Annotated in this window: 14 protein-coding genes; 6 read left to right on the top strand and 8 right to left on the bottom strand. The window is 73.6% G+C overall.

Annotation, left to right across the window (positions count from 1 at the left end; genetic code table 11):
• Positions 1–3 precede the first annotated feature (3 nt).
• Positions 4–1005 carry an SIS domain-containing protein gene (locus HD597_RS14895; protein WP_253742739.1) on the bottom strand — a complete coding sequence of 334 codons (1002 nt, stop codon included), beginning with the start codon at positions 1003–1005 and terminating at the stop codon, positions 4–6.
• A gap of 258 nt (positions 1006–1263) precedes the next feature.
• Here HD597_RS14895 and HD597_RS14890 point away from each other — a divergent pair, with 258 nt between their 5' ends.
• From HD597_RS14890 to HD597_RS14875, 4 genes are read left to right on the top strand one after another with little or no spacing between them, the layout of a single operon-like run.
• Complete coding sequence (locus HD597_RS14890) at positions 1264–2577, top strand: ABC transporter substrate-binding protein (RefSeq protein ID WP_253742738.1); 1314 nt, start codon at positions 1264–1266, stop codon at positions 2575–2577.
• 2 nt (positions 2578–2579) lie between these two features.
• Positions 2580–3467 carry a carbohydrate ABC transporter permease gene (locus HD597_RS14885; RefSeq protein ID WP_253742736.1) on the top strand — a complete coding sequence of 296 codons (888 nt, stop codon included), beginning with the start codon at positions 2580–2582 and terminating at the stop codon, positions 3465–3467.
• Positions 3461–4297 carry a carbohydrate ABC transporter permease gene (locus HD597_RS14880; RefSeq protein ID WP_253742734.1) on the top strand — a complete coding sequence of 279 codons (837 nt, stop codon included), beginning with the start codon at positions 3461–3463 and terminating at the stop codon, positions 4295–4297. Before HD597_RS14885 ends, HD597_RS14880 begins: the two co-directional genes overlap by 7 nt.
• The gene (locus HD597_RS14875; RefSeq protein WP_253742732.1) at positions 4294–5121 is read left to right on the top strand and encodes a sugar phosphate isomerase/epimerase family protein; all 828 of its coding nucleotides are present in this window, start codon (positions 4294–4296) and stop codon (positions 5119–5121) included. The genes HD597_RS14880 and HD597_RS14875 overlap by 4 nt, the downstream gene beginning before the upstream one ends.
• Positions 5122–5297: 176 nt before the next feature.
• Here HD597_RS14875 and HD597_RS65815 read toward each other — a convergent pair whose 3' ends face one another.
• Together HD597_RS65815 and HD597_RS65810 are read right to left on the bottom strand one after the other, a co-directional pair.
• Positions 5298–5738: a helix-turn-helix transcriptional regulator gene (locus HD597_RS65815; RefSeq protein WP_308210614.1), complete on the bottom strand. Its 441-nt coding sequence runs from the start codon at positions 5736–5738 to the stop codon at positions 5298–5300.
• 97 nt (positions 5739–5835) lie between these two features.
• The gene (locus HD597_RS65810) at positions 5836–7191 is read right to left on the bottom strand and encodes a molybdopterin-binding protein (RefSeq protein WP_253742730.1); all 1356 of its coding nucleotides are present in this window, start codon (positions 7189–7191) and stop codon (positions 5836–5838) included.
• Positions 7192–7357: 166 nt separating this feature from the next.
• Here HD597_RS65810 and HD597_RS14860 point away from each other — a divergent pair, with 166 nt between their 5' ends.
• Positions 7358–8779, top strand: coding sequence for an MFS transporter (locus HD597_RS14860; protein WP_253742729.1), 1422 nt, complete (start codon positions 7358–7360; stop codon positions 8777–8779).
• A gap of 109 nt (positions 8780–8888) precedes the next feature.
• On the opposite strand, the gene HD597_RS14855 is transcribed toward HD597_RS14860, so the two are convergent.
• The gene (locus tag HD597_RS14855) at positions 8889–9629 is read right to left on the bottom strand and encodes a CPBP family intramembrane glutamic endopeptidase (RefSeq protein ID WP_253742727.1); all 741 of its coding nucleotides are present in this window, start codon (positions 9627–9629) and stop codon (positions 8889–8891) included.
• A gap of 97 nt (positions 9630–9726) precedes the next feature.
• Here HD597_RS14855 and HD597_RS14850 point away from each other — a divergent pair, with 97 nt between their 5' ends.
• Entirely contained in the window at positions 9727–10338 is a 612-nt protein-coding gene (locus HD597_RS14850) for a TetR/AcrR family transcriptional regulator (RefSeq protein ID WP_253742726.1), read from the top strand.
• A gap of 21 nt (positions 10339–10359) precedes the next feature.
• Here HD597_RS14850 and atzF read toward each other — a convergent pair whose 3' ends face one another.
• Genes atzF through HD597_RS14830 form a run of 4 tightly spaced genes read right to left on the bottom strand, consistent with a single transcriptional unit; the run spans position 10360 to position 17189 of the window.
• Positions 10360–12138 (bottom strand): allophanate hydrolase, encoded by a 1779-nt coding sequence (gene atzF, locus HD597_RS14845; RefSeq protein ID WP_253742724.1) that lies wholly within the window; start codon positions 12136–12138, stop codon positions 10360–10362.
• Positions 12135–15731, bottom strand: coding sequence for an urea carboxylase (gene uca, locus HD597_RS14840; protein WP_253742723.1), 3597 nt, complete (start codon positions 15729–15731; stop codon positions 12135–12137). The genes atzF and uca overlap by 4 nt, the downstream gene beginning before the upstream one ends.
• Positions 15724–16350: an urea amidolyase associated protein UAAP2 gene (locus HD597_RS14835; RefSeq protein ID WP_253742722.1), complete on the bottom strand. Its 627-nt coding sequence runs from the start codon at positions 16348–16350 to the stop codon at positions 15724–15726. Before HD597_RS14835 ends, uca begins: the two co-directional genes overlap by 8 nt.
• Complete coding sequence (locus HD597_RS14830) at positions 16347–17189, bottom strand: urea amidolyase associated protein UAAP1 (RefSeq protein WP_253742721.1); 843 nt, start codon at positions 17187–17189, stop codon at positions 16347–16349. Before HD597_RS14830 ends, HD597_RS14835 begins: the two co-directional genes overlap by 4 nt.
• Positions 17190–17285 lie beyond the last annotated feature (96 nt).

Genomic DNA, 17285 nt, shown 5'->3' with positions numbered 1-17285 from the left:
GGTTCAGTAGTCCATGACCCGGTAGTAGCGGCGCAGGTCGAGCGAGTGGTCGCGGACCCGCTCCAGGTGCTTGCTGACCCGGCCCATGACGGTGTCGAGCACGAGCGGCGCGAGCAGGCCGCGGAACTCGGGGCTGATGCCGGTGAGCGGGTAGTCGCGGGTGTCGAAGACCGTGACGTCCTTGGAGACGCGCCTGGCGAAGGTCTCGGCGCGGTCGGTCAGGGCGCGGGTCTCGTCCTCACCCTGGAAGACGATGACGCTGGTGTCCTCCTCCAGCAGCTCCAGCGAGCCGTGGAAGAACTCGGCGCTGTGCACCCTGGTGGTGCGCAGCCACTGCATCTCCTCGAGGATGCACATCGAGTAGAGGTAGGTGAAGCCCCAGAGGTTGCCGCCGCCGATGAGGAAGTAGTAGTCGCTGTCCTTGTGGGCGTCGGCGAACGCGGCGGCCACCGGCTCGGCCTGCCTGGCCACCTCGACGAGGATCTCCGGGATCCCGGCCAGCTCGCCGGCGAGCCGGCCGTAGCCGTCGAACTCGCCGCGGCGCTCCAGCAGCCTGCCCACGAACAGCAGCAGCTGGAAGTCGAACGGCCAGGTCTTGGGCCGGGAGATCAGCGCGGTGTCCGCCTTCGTGGCCACGGGCGAGTCGGGGTGGCCGGTGAAGGAGATCGTGTACGCGCCCTTGGACTTGCAGTACTCGATGGCCCGCACGCTGTCGTCGGTCGTGCCCGAGACGGAGGTGAACAGCGCCACCGTGCGCTCGCCGAGCCGGGCGTCACCGGAGGCGATCAGCTCGGCGGCGATCACGGCGCGAACGTCGAGCGCCGAGGCGCGCCGGGCGAGGTGCTCGTACGGCCACATCTGCGCGTACGTGCCGCCGGCCCCGACCAGGAGCAGGGTGTCGAACCCCTCGTCCACGAGCCGGTCGACCAGCTCCTCGATCTGAGGGCGCAGGGCCACCGCGCTCGCCACCTGGGAGAGAAATTCCGGCTCGTCGAATCCGAGCATCGTCGCATCCTTTCGCAGACTCCGGCGCCCGCCTGATCGGGACCTGATACCGGTATCACGCGGGGGTCACGTTGGCACAGGCCGCCGGGCGGCGTCAACCGCCGGTCCCGGATTCATCAGTCTGAGCTGCGAAGACATTGCCTCCCGCCAGGTCACGCCAGGTTAACGAATGAAAGATCTTGGCGAGCGGGTCTGGTACCGGTATCAGGTGAGCTGTATGGTCGGCCAACACCACGCACCGGTGGAGAAAGGAAGCCCATGCGCCCTCGCGCCCTGCCGACGTTCGCGGCACTCCTCGGGACACTCACGCTGGCCGCCTGCGGTGGCGGCGGAACCACCCAGGCCCCCAAGGCCGACGCCGCCGCCACGCCGGAGTTCTCCGGCACGCTGAGCATTCTCACCAAGTTCGCCGGCGACCCCACGGGCCCCTACTTCGAGAACCTCGCCGCCGCGTACACCAAGCAGCACCCGCAGGTGAAGTTCGAGCTGATCCAGGAGACCGACCAGAGCGTCAAGGACAAGCTCAAGACGCTCACCGCCTCCGACGCGCTGCCCGACATCTACTTCACCTGGACCGGGAACTGGGCCGACAACTACATCCGCGGCGGCCGGGCCGCCGACCTGACCGCGGTGATCGGCCCGGACACCCCCTGGGGCAGGACCTTCAGCCCCGGCTCGCTGGCCGCCTTCGCCCGCGACGGCAGGAACTACGGGATCCCGCTGTACGGCAACGGCAAGTTCATGGGCTACAGCAAGAGCGCCTTCGGCAAGGCGGGCATCGCGGTGCCCAGGACGTTCGAGGAGCTCATCGCCGCCTGCGGGCCGCTGCGCGAGGCCGGGTACGAGCCCGTCGCCTTCGGCAACAAGGACGGCTGGCCCGCCCTGCACTATCTGCAGCAGCTCTTCGCCTACAACGTGCCGGACGCCACGCTGCAGGCCGACTTCGACCCGGCCACCGCCAAGCTCGCCGACCCCGGCTACGTCACCGCGCTCAACCAGTTCAAGACCCTGGTCGACCAGTGCACCGACACCAAGGGCGGCACCAACGGCGTGCTCTACAGCTCAGCCCAGGAGGCGTTCGCCAACGGCAAGGCCGCCATGTACTACCAGGAGATCCTCGAGTTCGACAACGCGACGTCGGCCAAGGTGAAGCCGGACGACTTCGGCATCTTCCAGCTCCCGGTGCCGCGGAACGCGCCCGGCGACGGCACGGTGCTGGAGGGCTCGCCGGAGGGATACCTGATCAACGCCAAGTCGCCCAGGGTCGCCCTCGCGGTGGACTTCATGAAGTTCGCCACCGGCCTGGAGAACGCCAGGACGCTGTCGGCGCCGCCGTACGGGCAGCCCAGCACCGTCGTCGGCGCGGTCACCGAGGACACCTCCAGCAAGGCCGTCCACGAGGGCGTGCAGCTCGTCAACAAGGCGCCCAAGCTGGCGATCTGGCTCGACACCGTCACCGTTCCCGAGGTGGCCGACGCGTGGCTGGCCGGCGGCGAGGCCCTGATCAGCGGCGGGAAGACGGCCGAGCAGGTGCTCGAAAGCGTGCGCCAGGCCTCCGAGTCGGCCAAGTAGCCGTGCGCGCCGCCCTGCGAAGGACGCTCGGGCTCGCGTGGGTCGTCCCCGCCCTCGTGCTGGTCGGAGTGTTCGTCTACCTCCCCCTCGTGCAGAACCTGCAGTTCAGCACGCTGAAGTGGGACATCTACAGCGGCAGCCAGGAGTACGTCGGCCTCGGCAACTACGCCAGGCTGGTCGAGGATCCGGTCTTCTGGTCGTCGCTGGGCAACAACGTGCTGTACGCGGTGGTCTCCATCGTCTTCCAGGTGTTCGGCGCGCTCCTGCTGGCCGCGCTCATCGAGGGCGTGCGGAGCGAGCGGTGGCAGCGCGCGCTGCGGGCGATCTACTTCATCCCGTCGGCGATCTCCCTGACCGTCGCCGGCCTGCTGTTCTACTTCATCTACGAGCCGAACCTGGGCCCGCTCAACCACGCGCTGAAGGCCGCCGGGCTCGGCGAGCTCGCCCAGGCGTGGCTGGGGCAGGAGAGCACGGCCATGTCGTCGATCATCGCGATGAGCCAGTGGCAGGGCTTCGGCTACTCGACGCTGCTGTTCGCGGTGGCGATCCAGCGCATCCCGGCGGAGATCTACGGCGCCGCCGCCATCGACGGCGTCGGCGCGGTGGGCCGCTTCTTCCGGATCACGGTGCCGCTCGTGCGGGAGATGACCGGGCTGATGGCGATCGTCACGCTCTCGGGCGCGTTCCAGGTGTTCAACGAGGTCATGGTGATGACGGCGGGCGGCCCCGACAACTCGACGCAGGTGCTGGGCACCTGGCTGTACCGCAGCGGGTTCGTGCGCAACAACTTCGGGTACGCCGCCGCGATCGCGACCGTGCTGTTCGTGATCACGCTCGGCGTGGCGGTGGCGCAGCTCTGGGTCACCCGCAGGAGAAGGGTGGAATGGTGACGCGCCTGAGCTTCCTCGGGGTGATCGCCCGCGTGTTCATGTGGGCGTTCCTGCTGACCCTGGCCGTGGTCGTGCTCTACCCGCTGCTGTGGATGACGCTCAACGGGTTCAAGACCAACGCCGAGCTGTTCGGCGACCCGTTCGCGCTGCCGCTGGACTGGAGCTTCGGCAACTACGCCAAGGCGTGGAACCGCGGCGTCAGCGACTACCTGACCACCAGCGTGCTGGTCACGCTGACCTCGACCGTCGCCACCGTGTTCATCAGCGCGTGGGCCGCCTACGGGCTGACGCGCGTGGACGTCCCGCTGAACAGGACGCTCACGGCGGCCATCCTGGGCGGGCTGATGCTCGCGCCGACCGTGGCGCTGGTGCCGCTGGTGAAGCTGTTCCAGGCGATGGGGCTGTACAACACGTTCTGGGCGCTGCTCATCCTCTACACCGCCTTCCGCATCCCGTTCACCACGTTCCTCATCAGGGCGTACATGATCGATCTGCCGCGCGAGGTGGACGAGGCCGCCGAGATGGACGGCGCGGGCCGCTGGACGGCGTTCTGGCGGATCATCCTGCCGATGTGCAAGCCCATCCTCACCTCGACGGTGCTGCTGCACGTCCTGTTCACCTGGAACGAGTACCTGTTCGCGATGATCTTCACCAGCGGCTCCGGCGTGCAGACCCTGCCCGTCGGGCTGACGAGCCTGATGAGCAAGCACGGCACCGACTACCCCGTGGTGTTCGCCGGGATGGTGATCGCCGCGCTGCCGGTGGTGCTGCTGTTCTTCCTCGGCCAGCGCCACATCGTCAAGGGCCTCGCGGACGGGGTCGGGAAATGATCGAACCCACCCGCTTCACCGGGTCGAACTTCGCCTACCAGCACCTGCCGTTCGACCGCTGCCTCGACGACATGGCCCGGCTCGGCCGGGAACGCCTGGAGCTGTGGGGCATCGCGCCGCAGCTCCACGTCCCCGAGCTGAGCGACGCGGGGGCGCGGGCCGTCCGCCGCCGCGCCGGGTCGCGCGGCCTGACCGTCGCCTGCCTCACGCCCGAGCAGGTGATGTACCCCGTCAACCTGGCCTCCCCCGACACCGGGCTGCGGGCGCGCAGCGTGGCGATGTTCCGCCGCGCCGCCGAGCTCTGCGCCGAGCTCGGGGCGGAGCTGCTGCTGCTCACGCCGGGGCGCGGCTTCGAGGACGAGCCGGCGTCGTACGCCTGGCGCCGCTCGGCCGACGCGATCGGCGAGATCACCGCGTACGCCGGGACGCTCGGCGTGACGTGCGTGCTGGAGGCGCTGCAGCGCGTCGAGTCGAACCTGGTCAACGACTCCCGGGCGCTGGCTGCGATGATCGGCGAGATCGGCGCGCCGAACCTGGGCGCCGTGCTGGACACCGTGGCCATGGCCGTGGCCGGGGAGAGCGTGGACGACTACTTCGACGCGCTCGGCGACCGCGTACGGCACGTGCACCTCGTCGACGGCCGGCCCGCCGGGCACCTGGCGTGGGGCGACGGGGAGCTGCCGCTGGACGGCTACCTGGAGGCGCTGGACCGGCGGGGGTACCGGGGGCTCATGACGTTCGAGCTGTTCGGGGACGGCACGTACGCCATGGATCCGCGGCCCGCCGTGGAGCGCTGCCTGGACGCCTGCCGTGTGCAGGCGTAGTGGCCGGCCGCGAGTTCCGGCCGGCCACTACGGCCTCTGGAGGTGGGGCCTGCCGCACGCACACCCTCTTCGAGCACATCACGCCCCCTCTTCACGCCCCCAACTTCTGGGGGCATCAGGCGCAACCGTGGGGCAGGCTTTTACCATCCGATGCCCGGCGCGGGCCCGCGCGGCGGTCAGCGCGGGCGATCCGCGTCCGGCCGGTGCGGGCGCAGCCGGGACCAGGCGAGCAGGACGTGCACCCGGTCGGGCAGCCCGAGCTTGGCCAGCACGCTCGACACGTGCACCTTCACCGTGTACCGGCTGATGACCAGCCGCGCGGCGATCTCGTCGTTGGACAGGCCCTCGGCGATCAGCCCGCACACCTCCCGCTCGCGCGCGGTCAGCCGTTCCGCCGCCGCCAGCAGCAGGCGGTCCTCCTCGGTGGGCAGCATGGGCCGCAACGCCTCGATCATCCGGGTCGTCGCCTCGGGCGCCAGCACCGTCAGCTCCATGCCGCCGATGGTCTGGGCGAAGCGCAGGTCGGCCTCGCCGCTGCGGCCGTGCGCGACGGCGGGAGCCGCCCAGGCGAGCGCCGCCACGAGCGCGAGCAGGGCGGGAATCAGGCGTTTCAGCACGGGTCCGAGCGTAGGAACGGGCCCGTGCCCGGCACATCGGGCGCGGGCACTGACCTGCCTGGTTCCCGGGAACTACGCCGCCTCTCAGGGCCGGCGATCAGCCGCGCAGGAGGAGCAGCGGCACCGGCCGGCCGGGCTCGTGGCCGTACGGGACCGCCGCCAGGGCGTCCGCGAGGGCCGCGCCGTTCAGGAACGCCGGGCGGTCGCCGCCGAGGGCCCGCACGCCGGGGCCGTCCCAGACGACGGGGACGATGCGGGTGCGGCCGGCGGGCACCGGGACCTGGGAGGTCAGCGGGGCCTGCGGCAGGTCGCCGAGCGCGCGGCCGGACAGCCCGGCGAGGAGCGGGCCGAGCAGGGTGTGCGCGGCGGCCAGCGCGGCGAACGGGTTGCCGGGCAGGCCGATGACGTACGGGCCGCCGGGCAGCCTGGCCAGCAGGGCGGGGTGGCCGGGGCGGCAGGCGACCGAGTCGACGATCCAGCGGACGTCGCGTTCGGCGAGCAGGCGGCGCAGCCCGTCGGTGACGCCGACCGACGTCGATCCGGTGACCACGACGACGTCGGCCCCCGCGGCGGCCTCCACCGCCTCGGCCAGCGCGGCGACGGGCTGGTCGGGCACGTGGACGAGGCCGTCGAGGCGGCCGCCGAGCTCGGCGATCAGCGACGGCAGCAGCGGCCCGAGCGCGTCGCGCACCCGGCCCGGCCCTGGCAGGCCGTGCCGGGCCAGCTCGTCCCCCGTGACGATCGCCCGGACGACAGGGGTGGGGTGGACGAGCAGCTCGTCATACCCGCAGGTGGCGGCCAGTCCGAGCAGCGCCGGGCCCACCGCGGTGCCCGCGGGCGCGAGACGCGTGCCCGCGGGCGCGTCCTCCCCGGTGTACCGGATGTGCTTGCCGCGCGCCAGCCCGGGAACGGCGACCCGGCCGTCACTGACCGCGGCCGACTCGTCGCGACGTCCGACCTGGCCGTCACGCGCCCCGCCGGACTCGTCGCGACACCCGTTCCGGCCGTCACGCGCCCCGCCGGACTCGTCGCGACACCCGTTCCGGCCGTCACGCGTCCCGCCGGGACCATCGGGGCAGGTGACCCTGCCGTCGCAGACGGTGGCCGACTCGACCGGCAGCACCGCCCAGGTCCCGGGAGGGACGACGGCGCCGGTCGAGATCTCCACGGCGTTCCCGGCCGTCAGGCGCTCGCCCGTCCACGGCCGGCCGGGCCGGGCGCTGCCGGTGATCGACCACGGCCCGGCACCCGCCACTGCGTACCCGTCCATCGCCGAGGTGTCGAAGGCGGGCAGCGGCGTCGCCACGACGAGGTCCTCCGCGAGCGTCAGGCCCGCCGCCTGGCCGAGCGCCACCCGCACGGCCGGCGCCGGCTCCGCCGCCGCGTGCGCGAACCGTCTCGCCGTCGCCCACGCGACGTCGCGGCGGGTGTCTTGATCGGCTGTCGTGACCACGCCTCACGTTCCCATCCGCGGCGTCCGGCCCGCAAGTCGACGCTCTCGTCCCTTCCGGAGCACGTCGGCGGCACCGACTTGACAGATACCCCCCAGTGGTATTGATTGGCACCCGCCCAACATACCCCATAGGGGTACCGATAACGGGAGAGCTTGGAGATCCCTCATGTCCGCACCATCCCCCCGGCGCTGGACCGCCCTGGCCCTGATCGCCACGGCCCAGTTCATCGTGATCATGGACACGTCGATCATCGGCGTGGCCCTGCCCCGCATCCAGCAGGACCTCGGCTTCTCGCAGGAGAACCTGTCCTGGGTCTTCAACGCCTATGTCGTCGCCTTCGGCGGCCTCCTCCTGCTGGGCGGCCGCCTGTCCGACCTGTTCGGCGCGCGCCGGCTCTTCAGCGCCGGCTGGATCGTCCTGCTCGCCGGCTCGCTCCTGGCCGGCATCGCGCCCGAGGTGTGGGTCGAGCTGACCGGCCGCGCCGTCCAGGGCGTGGGCGCCGCGCTGATCGCCCCGTCCGCGCTCACCCTGCTGATGATGTTGTTCGGCCACGACCCCAGGGAGCTGACCAGGGCTCTGGCCCTGTACGGCGCAGCCGCGCCCGCGGGCGGCACCGCCGGCGTCTTCCTCGGCGGCGTCATCACCGAGTACCTGAGCTGGCCCTGGGTCTTCTACATCAACATCCCCATCGCCCTCGTCGCCCTCGCGGCCACCGGCCCGCTGATGCCCGCCGCCCCGGCCCGGCGCGGCTCCATCGACGTCCTCGGCACGCTGACCGTCACCCTCGGCCTCGGCGCCGCCGTCTACGCCATCGTCCGCGCGCCCGAGGCGGGCTGGGGCTCCGCCCAGACGCTGATCACGCTCGCCGTCGCCGTGCTGCTGCTGGCCGCGTTCGTCGCCGTCCAGGCCCGCCGCCGCGAGCCGCTGATGCGCCTGTCCATCTTCCGCACCCCGAACCTGGCCGCCGCCAACCTGACCCAGCTCCTGCTCGGCGGCGCCTGGATCCCGATGTGGTTCTTCCTCAACCTCTACCTGCAGCAGGTCCTGGGCTACAGCGCCTTCCCCAGCGGCGCCGCCCTGGTCCCGATGACCGTGCTCATCATGATCGGCATGATCGTCGTGGCGCCGCGGGCCATCGGCCGCTTCGGCCCCAAGCCGACCACGGTCACCGGCCTGCTCCTGCTCACGGCGGGGATGGCGTGGCTGTCGCTGATCAGCCCGGACGGCGGCTTCGCCGCCGACGTCCTGCCCGCCAGCCTCGTGGCAGCCCTCGGCATGTCGCTGGCCTTCATCCCCTCCCTCGGCACCGCCATCTCCTCCGCCCGCCCGGAGGAGGGCGGCCTGGCCTCGGGCATCGTCAACACCAGCTACCAGGTCGGCTCCGCGCTCGGCCTGGCCGCGATGACCGCGGTGGCCGCCGCCAACGGCGCCGACCGGCTCGGCGACCTGCCCGCGCTGACCGACGGCTTCTCCGCCGCCTTCGTCGGAGCCGCCGCCATCGCCCTCGCAGGCGCGCTGATCGCCGCCGCCACCCTGCGCACCCGCACCGGCGCCCCGGCCGACGAGCTCACCGGCTCCCGCGGCTGACGCCTTGGCCACCGCTGACCGGTGTCCCTCGCGCAGGACCGACCCGACAACGCCCCGGCTCCCGTCGACGGGAGCCGGGGCGCCGTCGCGTCGCCCGCATGCCGGCGGCTCAGATCAGGGCGGCCGCCAGGAGGAAGATCGCGGTGCCGTGCGCCAGGGCAGCGGCGACGACCCCGCTCCGCAGCCGCAGGAAGGCGCAGATCAACCCCTCGTACAGGGTGAAGGCCAGCAGCGGCCAGCCCGCGTCCGTGACGGTCGAGGCCAGGAAGACGTGGCAGGCGGCGAACAGCGACGCCGACAGCAGCGCCGCCCGTACGGCGCCGAACTGCTGCTCCAGCCGCCCTTGCAGGAACCCGCGGAACAGCACCTCCTCGGCCAGGTTGCCGGCCAGGCTGAACAGCAGCAGCACCGGCAGCAGCGTGACGGCGACCGCCCCGCCGCGCCCGGACAGCGGGGTCGGCAGCGACAGCAACACCACCGGCGCGGCGGCCAGCACCCCGCCACCGACGCCCCATCCGGCCGCCGCGGGCCCGAACCGGCCCCAGCGCACCAGGGACCGCAGCCCGGCGTCCGCGCGCAGCAGGCCCGCGGTCAGCAGCACCGTGCCGAGGCCGAACAGCAGCAGGATGCCCGCCTGGCCGGTGAAGCGCAGCCACGGAGCCCCTCCCGCGACGCCCAGCCGCCAGAACCCGAGCGGCGTCATCGCGTCCCTGATCAGGACGAAGCCCAGGATGAGCGTCACGATGCGCAGCAGCGGGTCACGCTCGCCGCGCGCGAGCGCGAAGCAACCGCCGATCAGCAGCAGGCCGGGCAGGGTCCGGGCGCCGTAGGCCAGGAGTTCGGGCAGCACGAAGACGGTTCCGTTCTCAAGAGGGGAGGCGGGGCGATCAGCCCGCCGTTCAATAATGCGAGCTATTCTCAGTTTTCGGTACTCGCATGGGAGGCTCGTGCTCACACCCCGTAAACAGCCCCGCCAGCACCGCTCCCGTGAGACGGTGGCGGTGATCCTGGAGGCGGCTGCTCAGCTTTTCCAGCGGTACGGCTACGCCGGCACCACCACGAACAAGATCGCCGAACGCGCCGGGGTGTCCATCGGATCGCTCTATCAGTACTTCCCGAACAAGGACGCCCTGCTGGTCGCGCTGGCCGAGCACCACCTGGCCCAGAGCGGCGAGCAGGTCGCCCAGGTCCTCGCCCGCGCCGCCGAGCGGCGCCCGTCCCTGCTCGAACTGCTCACCGGCCTGGTGCGGTGCGTGGCCGACCTGCACACCGACCGGCCCGCCCTGCACCGGCTGCTGTTCGACCAGGCGCCCCGCACTCCCGGCCTGGTCGCCCGCTTCCGGGAGACCGAGCAGCGGATCGCCCACGCGCTGGCCGGCGAGCTGCGCCGGATCGGAGCCGGTGGCCCCGATCCCGAGCTCAGCGGGCTGCTGGCCGTTCAGGGCATCGAGGCGCACCTGCACGGCGCCCTGCTCGACCCGCCCGCCGGCCGCGACAGCGCCGCGCACGTGAACGCCGTGATCCACCTCTGGCACCGGGCCCTCTCCCCGGACCGGTGAACGCTCCCTCAGCCCACCGGGTCAGCGGCTCGACAGCCAGGCGCGCCAGCCGCCGTACTTCGTGATGTCCTCGCCCGCCGACGCCGCCTCCTGCGTGCAGCCGAACCCCACCGCCCAGCGGCCGTCGGAGAGCTCGACCCGGCCGAGCGTCATGGGCGCGGGCAGGCCGGCCAGGAAACGGCCGAGCGCCCCCTCGGACACCAGCCAGACCTCGCCCTCGACGGGCGCGCCGCCTGCGCCGACCCTCACCAGCCCCGGCTTCGGGGGGACGGTGCCGAGCACGCGCAGGGCGTAGGCGGCGGAGGTCCGCGCGGGCCGGTCCCAGCGGGCGCCGAGGTCGCGCAACTCGGGTTCGAGCGGCTGGCCGGCCAGGTGGGCGCCGACCACGAAGAGCTCGACGGCCCGGACGCCGCCGTCCGCGATCGCCGCCGGCCACGGCGGCGTCCCGGCGGGAAGCGGCGGGGCGCCTCCGGCGTACTCCGCCGGGGGCTCCGGCTGGACGGCGACCAGGCCGGCCAGGTCGAGCGCGACCGCGTCGTGGAACGGGCGGGCGAGGACGGTCACGCCGAACTGGGCGATCCCCCGCTCGGAGCCCTCGTCGACCGTGCCCGCCGGCACGGCGACCGCGCACAGGTCGAACAGGTTGCAGAAGTTCGTGTACGTGCCGACGCGCGAGTTGACCGCCACCGGCTCGGCGGCGACCTCGGCCACCGTGGGATGGCAGGGCGCCGTCGGCACGAGCAGCGCGTCGAAGCCGCCGAGCAGCTCCATGCACTCCTGCCGCAGCCGCTCCAGGCGCGCGACGTCGCGTACCAGGCTCGACGCGGAGACCTTCCCCGCCCGGCTGATGATCGCGCCGACGGTGGGGTCCACGTCGCCGGGGTGGGCGTCCACGAACCCGCCGACGGCGGCGTGCCGCTCGGCGACGAGCGCGCCGTCGTAGAGCAGCCGGGCCGCGGCCAGGAACGGCTCGATCCGGATCGGCTCCACCACGGCTCCCGCCTCCCGCAGCCGCTCCACGGCGGCCGTGAAGGCGTCGGCCCAGCCGGGGGCCATGGCCGGCAGCTCGTCGGGGACGGCCACGCGCGCCGCCGCGGGCGCGGCCAGGGGCGCGCCGGCCGGCCAGGGCCGGGTCCCGGGGCCGCCGGCCATCGCGGCCATGGCGGCGCCGGCGGTGCCGAGGTCCCGCGCCATGATCGTGACCGCGTCGTACGAGCGGCACGCCGGCACGACCCCCGCCACGGACACCGTGCCCAGCGTCGGCTTGATCCCCACGATGCCCTGGAACGCGGCCGGGACCCGGCCCGAGCCGGCGGTGTCGGTGCCGATCGCGAGGTCGGCCAGGCCGAGCGCCACCGCGACCGCCGAGCCCGAGCTCGAACCGCCCGACACGAATGACGGCCGGCGCGCGTCCCGCACCCCTCCGTACGGGCTGCGCTGCCCGACCAGGCCGGTCGCGAACTGGTCGAGGTTCGTCACGCCGACGACGGTCGCGCCGGCGGCCCGCAGCCGCGCCACCGCCTGAGCGTCGGCGGCCGCGGGGCCGGACGCGAAGGCGGGGCAGGCCGCGGTCGTCGGGAAGCCCGCCACGTCCACGTTGTTCTTCACGGCCAGCCGCAGCCCGGCCAGCGGCCCGGAGGCCGCCGCCACCTCGGCCGCCACCTCGGCCTCGTCCCGGTGCGCGATGAACACCTCCGGCCGCCGCCCGCGCAACACCTCGCGAGCGCTCCCGCCCGAGCCGGCACCCCCGCTCAGCGCCTCGCCGGCGTTCCCAAGGGGGCTACTCCCGGCGGCGCTCATGAGAGCGGCCCCAGCACCACGAGGCAGTCACCGGGGGCGACCTGGGTGCCCGTGGCGGCGCGGACCTCGGTCACGACACCCGCCGCCGGCGCCGCCAGATACGTCTCCATCTTCATGGCCTCGAGCGCCACCAGCGTCCTCCCCTCCTCGACCACGTCGCCCACGGCGACCTCCACCTTCCACACGTTCGCCACGAACGGCGCGTCCAGCCGCGCGCCGCCCTCCGGCACGACCACCTCGGCGGGCGCGGCCGGCTCCACGGCCGCCGCCCGCTCGGCGCGGGTGAACTCGCCCGCCTCCTCCCAGGCCCGCCGCTCGGCCGCGAACGCCGCCGCCTGCCTGGCCCGGAACGCGGCGATCGACCCGGCGTTCTCCGCCAGGAAACGCTCGTGATCGGCCAGCGAGAACGACCCGTCGGCGGCGTCCAGGGCCGTCCGGCCGGCGGCCAGGTCGGCGCGCAGGTCGAGCAGTTCCTCCGCCGAGACCGGATACCAGCGGATCCGGTCGAAGAACCGCAGCAGCCACGGGTCCCGGCCGGGCTCCGGATGGGTGCGCCACACCTGGGTCGTACGGCCCACGAACTGGTAGCCGCCGGGCCCCTCCATGCCGTAGACGCACAGGTACGCGCCGCCGATGCCGACGGAGTTCTCCGCCGTCCAGGTACGGGCGGGGTTGTACTTCGTGGTGACCAGCCGGTGCCGCGGGTCGAGCGGCGTCGCCACCGGAGCGCCCAGGTACACGTCACCCAGGCCCAGCACCAGGTACTCGGCGTCGAACACCGTGCGGTAGACGTCGTCCACGCTGTCGAGCCCGTTGATGCGGCGGATGAACTCGATGTTCCACGGGCACCAGGGGGCGTCGTCGCGCACCCCGGCCATGTAACGCTCGATCGCCTCCCTCGTGGCCGGGTCGTCCCAGCTCAGCGGCAGTCTCACCGTACGGCTCGGCACGACCAGGTCGGCGGTGCGCGGCAGCGTGGCCTCCAGCTCCACGAGCAGGCCGAGCAGGCGGCGCACCGGCAGCACCTGCGGATCGACGTGCACCTGGAGGGAGCGGATGCCGGGCGTCAGGTCGAGCACGCCGGCCGGGGCGAGCTCGGCCAGCGCCGTGTGCAGCGCGTGCACGCGGGCGCGCAGCGCGAGGTCGAGCACGAGGTCGCCGTACTCGACGAGGACGCTGTCGTCGCCCTGCCTGCGGTACGTCACCGCCGGCCCGTCGGTCCCGTCGGTCCCGTCGAGCCGTCGCAGCACGCCGTCGTCGAGGTCGCCGCCCGGCACGAGCACGGGCAGGCCGAGCGAGCGCGGCGGCACGGCTTCGGCGGCCCGCACCGGGACGAACGACACCGTGTCGCCCGGCCTGAGCTGGCCCAGCTTCCACCGCTCGGCCGACACCACCGTGACCGGGCAGACGAAGCCGCCGAGGCTGGGCCCGTCGGGGCCGAGCAGGATGGGGGTGTCGCCGGTGAAGTCCAGGGCGCCGACCGAGTACGGCGTGTCGTGGATGTTGGAGGGGTGCAGGCCGGCCTCGCCGCCGTCGCGCCGCGCCCAGGCCGGCCTGGGGCCGACCAGGCGGACGCCGGTGCGCGCCGAGTTGAAGTGCACGCTGTAGCGGGTGGCGTAGAGCTGGACGACGTCGTCCCGGGTGAAGAACTCGGGCGCGGCGTGCGGCCCCTCGCTGACGCCGAGCTCCCAGTGGTCGCCGAAGCCGGGACGGCGCTCGGTGGGGACGGGCCCGGCCGGGGTCGCGGTGGCGGGGCCGGTGCGGAGCACGTCGCCGGGGCGCAGCGCGCGTCCGCCGTGGCCGCCGAAGCGGCCGAGGGTGAAGGTGGCCGCGCTGCCGAGGTACGGCGGCACGTCCAGCCCTCCGGCGAAGGCGACGTAGCTGCGCAGCCCGGCGGTGGCGTCGCCGACGTGCAGGGTGGCCCCGGCCGGCACCCGTACGGGCTCCCACATCGGGACGGCGACGCCGTCCACGGTGACCGCCGCGGGCGCCCCGGTCACGCACACCAGCGTGTCGTGGCTGACCTGGAGGGCGGGGCCGCTTGCGGTGCACTCCAGGCCGGCCGCGTTCTCGTCGTTGCCGAGCGCGAGGTTGGCCAGCCGCAGCGAGCGGTCGTCCATCGCCCCGCTCGGCGGCACGCCGACCTGCCAGTAGCCGACGCGTCCCTCGGCGTCCTGGACGGTGGTCATCAGGCCGGCGCGCACGACGGTGATCCGCGGCTCGGGGTCGCCGACGCCGGCGAGGGTGCCGGTGGTGTGCGTGGCGGCCCTGAACTCCGGGATCCCGACGGCGGCGCGCAGCAGACCGAGGTTGACCTCGATGCCGTCGGCCCGGGTCGAGGCGAGGGCCCGTCCGAGGCGCTCCAGGGCCTCCTCGCGGCTGCCGCCGGTGGCGATCACCTTGGCGAGCATCGGGTCGTAGGCGGTGGACACCTCGGTGCCGGTCCCGGCCCAGCCGTCGACCCGGACGCCCTTCCCGGACGGCAGCTCCACCCTGGTCAGCACGCCGGCGCTCGGGCGGAAGCCGGCGGCCGGGTCCTCGGCGTACACGCGCGCCTCGACGGCGTGCCCGGACACCGGCACGGCGCCGGTCGCGAGGTGCGGCGCGAGGAACGAGTCGTCGCCGCCGGCCAGCCGCAGCATCCACGCGACCAGGTCCACGCCGGTCACCTGCTCGGTGACGGGGTGCTCCACCTGGAGGCGGGCGTTGACCTCCAGGAAGGAGAGCTCCTCGCGCTCGGCGTCGTAGACGAACTCGACCGTGCCGGCCGAGCGGTAGCGGATCGAGGCGGCCAGGTCGCGTGAGGTGCGGTGCAGCCGCTCGCGCACGTGGCCGGGCAGGGCGGGCGCGGGCGCCTCCTCCACGACCTTCTGGTTGCGCCGCTGCAGCGAGCAGTCGCGGTCGCCGAGGGTGACGACGCCGCCCGCGCCGTCGCCGAAGAGCTGGACCTCGACGTGGCGGGCGCGCTCGACGTACCGCTCGGCGAAGACGCCGGCGGAGCCGAAGCTGCGCAGCGCGAGGCCGGTCACCCGGTCGTAGGCGGCCCGCAGCTCGTCCGGGGTGCGGCACACGGTCATGCCGATGCCGCCGCCTCCGCCGGTGGCCTTGAGCATGACGGGGTAGCCGATGGCCGCCACCTCCGCCACCGCGTGGTCGGCGTCCGTCAGCAGGCCGGTGCCGGGGAAGACCGGCACCCCTGCCGCCACCGCCACCGCGCGGGCGGCGTGCTTGTCGCCGAAGGTGCGCAGGTGGGCGGGCGTCGGGCCGACGAACGCGAGCCCGGCGCCCTCGACGAGCTCGGCGAAACCGGCGTCCTCGGCCAGGAACCCGTAACCCGGGTGGATCGCGTCCGCGCCGCTCTCCTTGGCGGCGCGCAGGACCGCCTCCGCGTCGAGGTAGGACTGCGCGGGCGCGGCCGGGCCCAGCAGGACGGCCTCGTCGGCGAGCCGGACGTGCGCGGCGGCCCGGTCGATCTCGGAGAACACCGCGACGGTGCGCACGCCGAGCTCCCGGGCGGTGCGGATGATCCGGCAGGCGATCTCGCCGCGGTTGGCGACCAGCAGCGTGCCGGGAAGTCGCCTCGGCTCAGGCACCGGCGTACACCACCATCTGGGCGCGGCTGGGGTCGAAGCCGTTGCAGGGGTTGTTGATCTGGGGGCAGTTGGAGACGACGACGAGGGTGTCCTTCTCGGCGCGGAGCGCGAGCGACAGGCCGGGGGCCGAGATGCCGTCCACGATGCCGAGCGCGCCGTCGGGGTCGACGGGCACGTTCATGAACCAGTTGACGTTGGAGACCTGGTCGCGCTTGCCCATGCCGTGCTTGGACAGCTCGGCGAGGAAGTTGTCGGCGCAGGCGTGCTGCGCGTAGGTGTGGTGGCCGTACCGCAGGGTGTTGGACTCGCGGGAGCAGGCGCCGCCCAGGGTGTCGTGCCGGCCGACCTCGTCGGCGACCACGGTCAGGAGCGGCTCGGACTCGTTGTCGCGCAGCACGCTGCCCGTGGTGAGGAAGATCGTCTCCTGCTCCTGCAGCGTCGCCTGGGCGCTGTAGGCGCGCCAGGTCCGCAGGGCGTCGTAGGCGAGGAAGTCGACGGCCTGGTTGCCGTCGAGGTCGACGATGGCCAGCACCTGCCCGCGCTGGAGCACCCGTGACCAGGGGGCGCGGGGCGGGACGGTCTCCCGGTGCAGCTCGGCCCCGAACGCGTCCGTCTTCACAGTCCTCTGCCCTTCCGGTGGTCGGCGGTGTTCTCGTAGGCGCGCCGGCCCTCGGGCGTGGCGCTCCACTGGGGGTCCCCGGGCGCCGTCACGCGGTCCCGCCAGGCGAGGATCTCCAGCGGGGTGACGGTGTACGCGGGGCGCGGGTCGAGCGGGTGGGCGGCGTTCGCGAGGAGCACGACGACCGGGAGCTCGGTGCGCAGGACGACGCTCGTGCCGGCTCCGGCCGAGCCCTGCCACCCGGGCCGTCCCTCGGCGTCGATGCGCACGCCCTGGAAGAAGGAGATCGACGGGGGCAGGTCCCGCCGTTCCAGGCCGTGCTTCGCGCCGGCGAGGGCGAGCAGCTCCCGTCCGGCGGGGCTGGGGCCCTGGGGTGAGCCGTCGCCGTAGCGCCGCTCGTTCCTGGCGCGGGTCGAGGCGCCGTACAGGGTGTCGTGCCGCCCCGAGCCGTCCGTGAGCACGGTCGCCAGGACTCTGGCCTGGTCGCTGAGCAGCAGGTACGACTCCCCGGCGTACACCTGCCACTGCACCTTGACCGTGTCGGCGATGTTGAGCCGCTCCCACGGCATGCCGGCGTGGAACAGCAGCAGCGACGCGCAGGCGTCGCCGTCGGGGTCGGTGAGCCGGATCGCGGTGCCCGCCGCGAGGACGCGGTGGGCGTAGCCGCCCGCGGGCAGGCGGTCCGCCCAGACGAGGTCGCCGGCGGCGACTCCTTCCGGCGGGTCCGCCCAGCGCGAGGCCGGCACGGTCGGCGCGGTGTGGACCGCGGTGCCCTCCTGGGCCCTGGCGTGGGCGCGCGCACCTGCGGTGGTGGCGGTCCCGTTCTGGAGTGTGGTCACGACGCTCCTCGTAATTTCTGTCGCTTGACAGAAAATGCTGGGCGGCCTCGCGAACGCGCATGGGTCAGGACGGTAAATCCCGTGTTAAGCGCTGCT

The sequence above is a fragment of the Nonomuraea thailandensis genome (genome assembly GCF_024172165.1).
GTDB lineage: Bacteria > Actinomycetota > Actinomycetes > Streptosporangiales > Streptosporangiaceae > Nonomuraea > Nonomuraea thailandensis.
Note: the sequence above shows the minus strand (reverse complement) of the source record. Positions and strands in the feature narration are given on the sequence as shown.

Excerpts from the sequence above, each read along its gene's own strand:
- HD597_RS14895 (WP_253742739.1), bottom strand. The coding sequence starts at position 1,005 with ATGCTCGGATTCGACGAGCCGGAATTTCTCTCCCAGGTGGCGAGCGCG.
- HD597_RS14890 (WP_253742738.1), top strand. The coding sequence starts at position 1,264 with ATGCGCCCTCGCGCCCTGCCGACGTTCGCGGCACTCCTCGGGACACTC.
- HD597_RS14880 (WP_253742734.1), top strand. The coding sequence starts at position 3,461 with ATGGTGACGCGCCTGAGCTTCCTCGGGGTGATCGCCCGCGTGTTCATG.
- HD597_RS14875 (WP_253742732.1), top strand. The coding sequence starts at position 4,294 with ATGATCGAACCCACCCGCTTCACCGGGTCGAACTTCGCCTACCAGCAC.
- HD597_RS14860 (WP_253742729.1), top strand. The coding sequence starts at position 7,358 with ATGTCCGCACCATCCCCCCGGCGCTGGACCGCCCTGGCCCTGATCGCC.
- atzF (WP_253742724.1), bottom strand. The coding sequence starts at position 12,138 with ATGAGCGCCGCCGGGAGTAGCCCCCTTGGGAACGCCGGCGAGGCGCTG.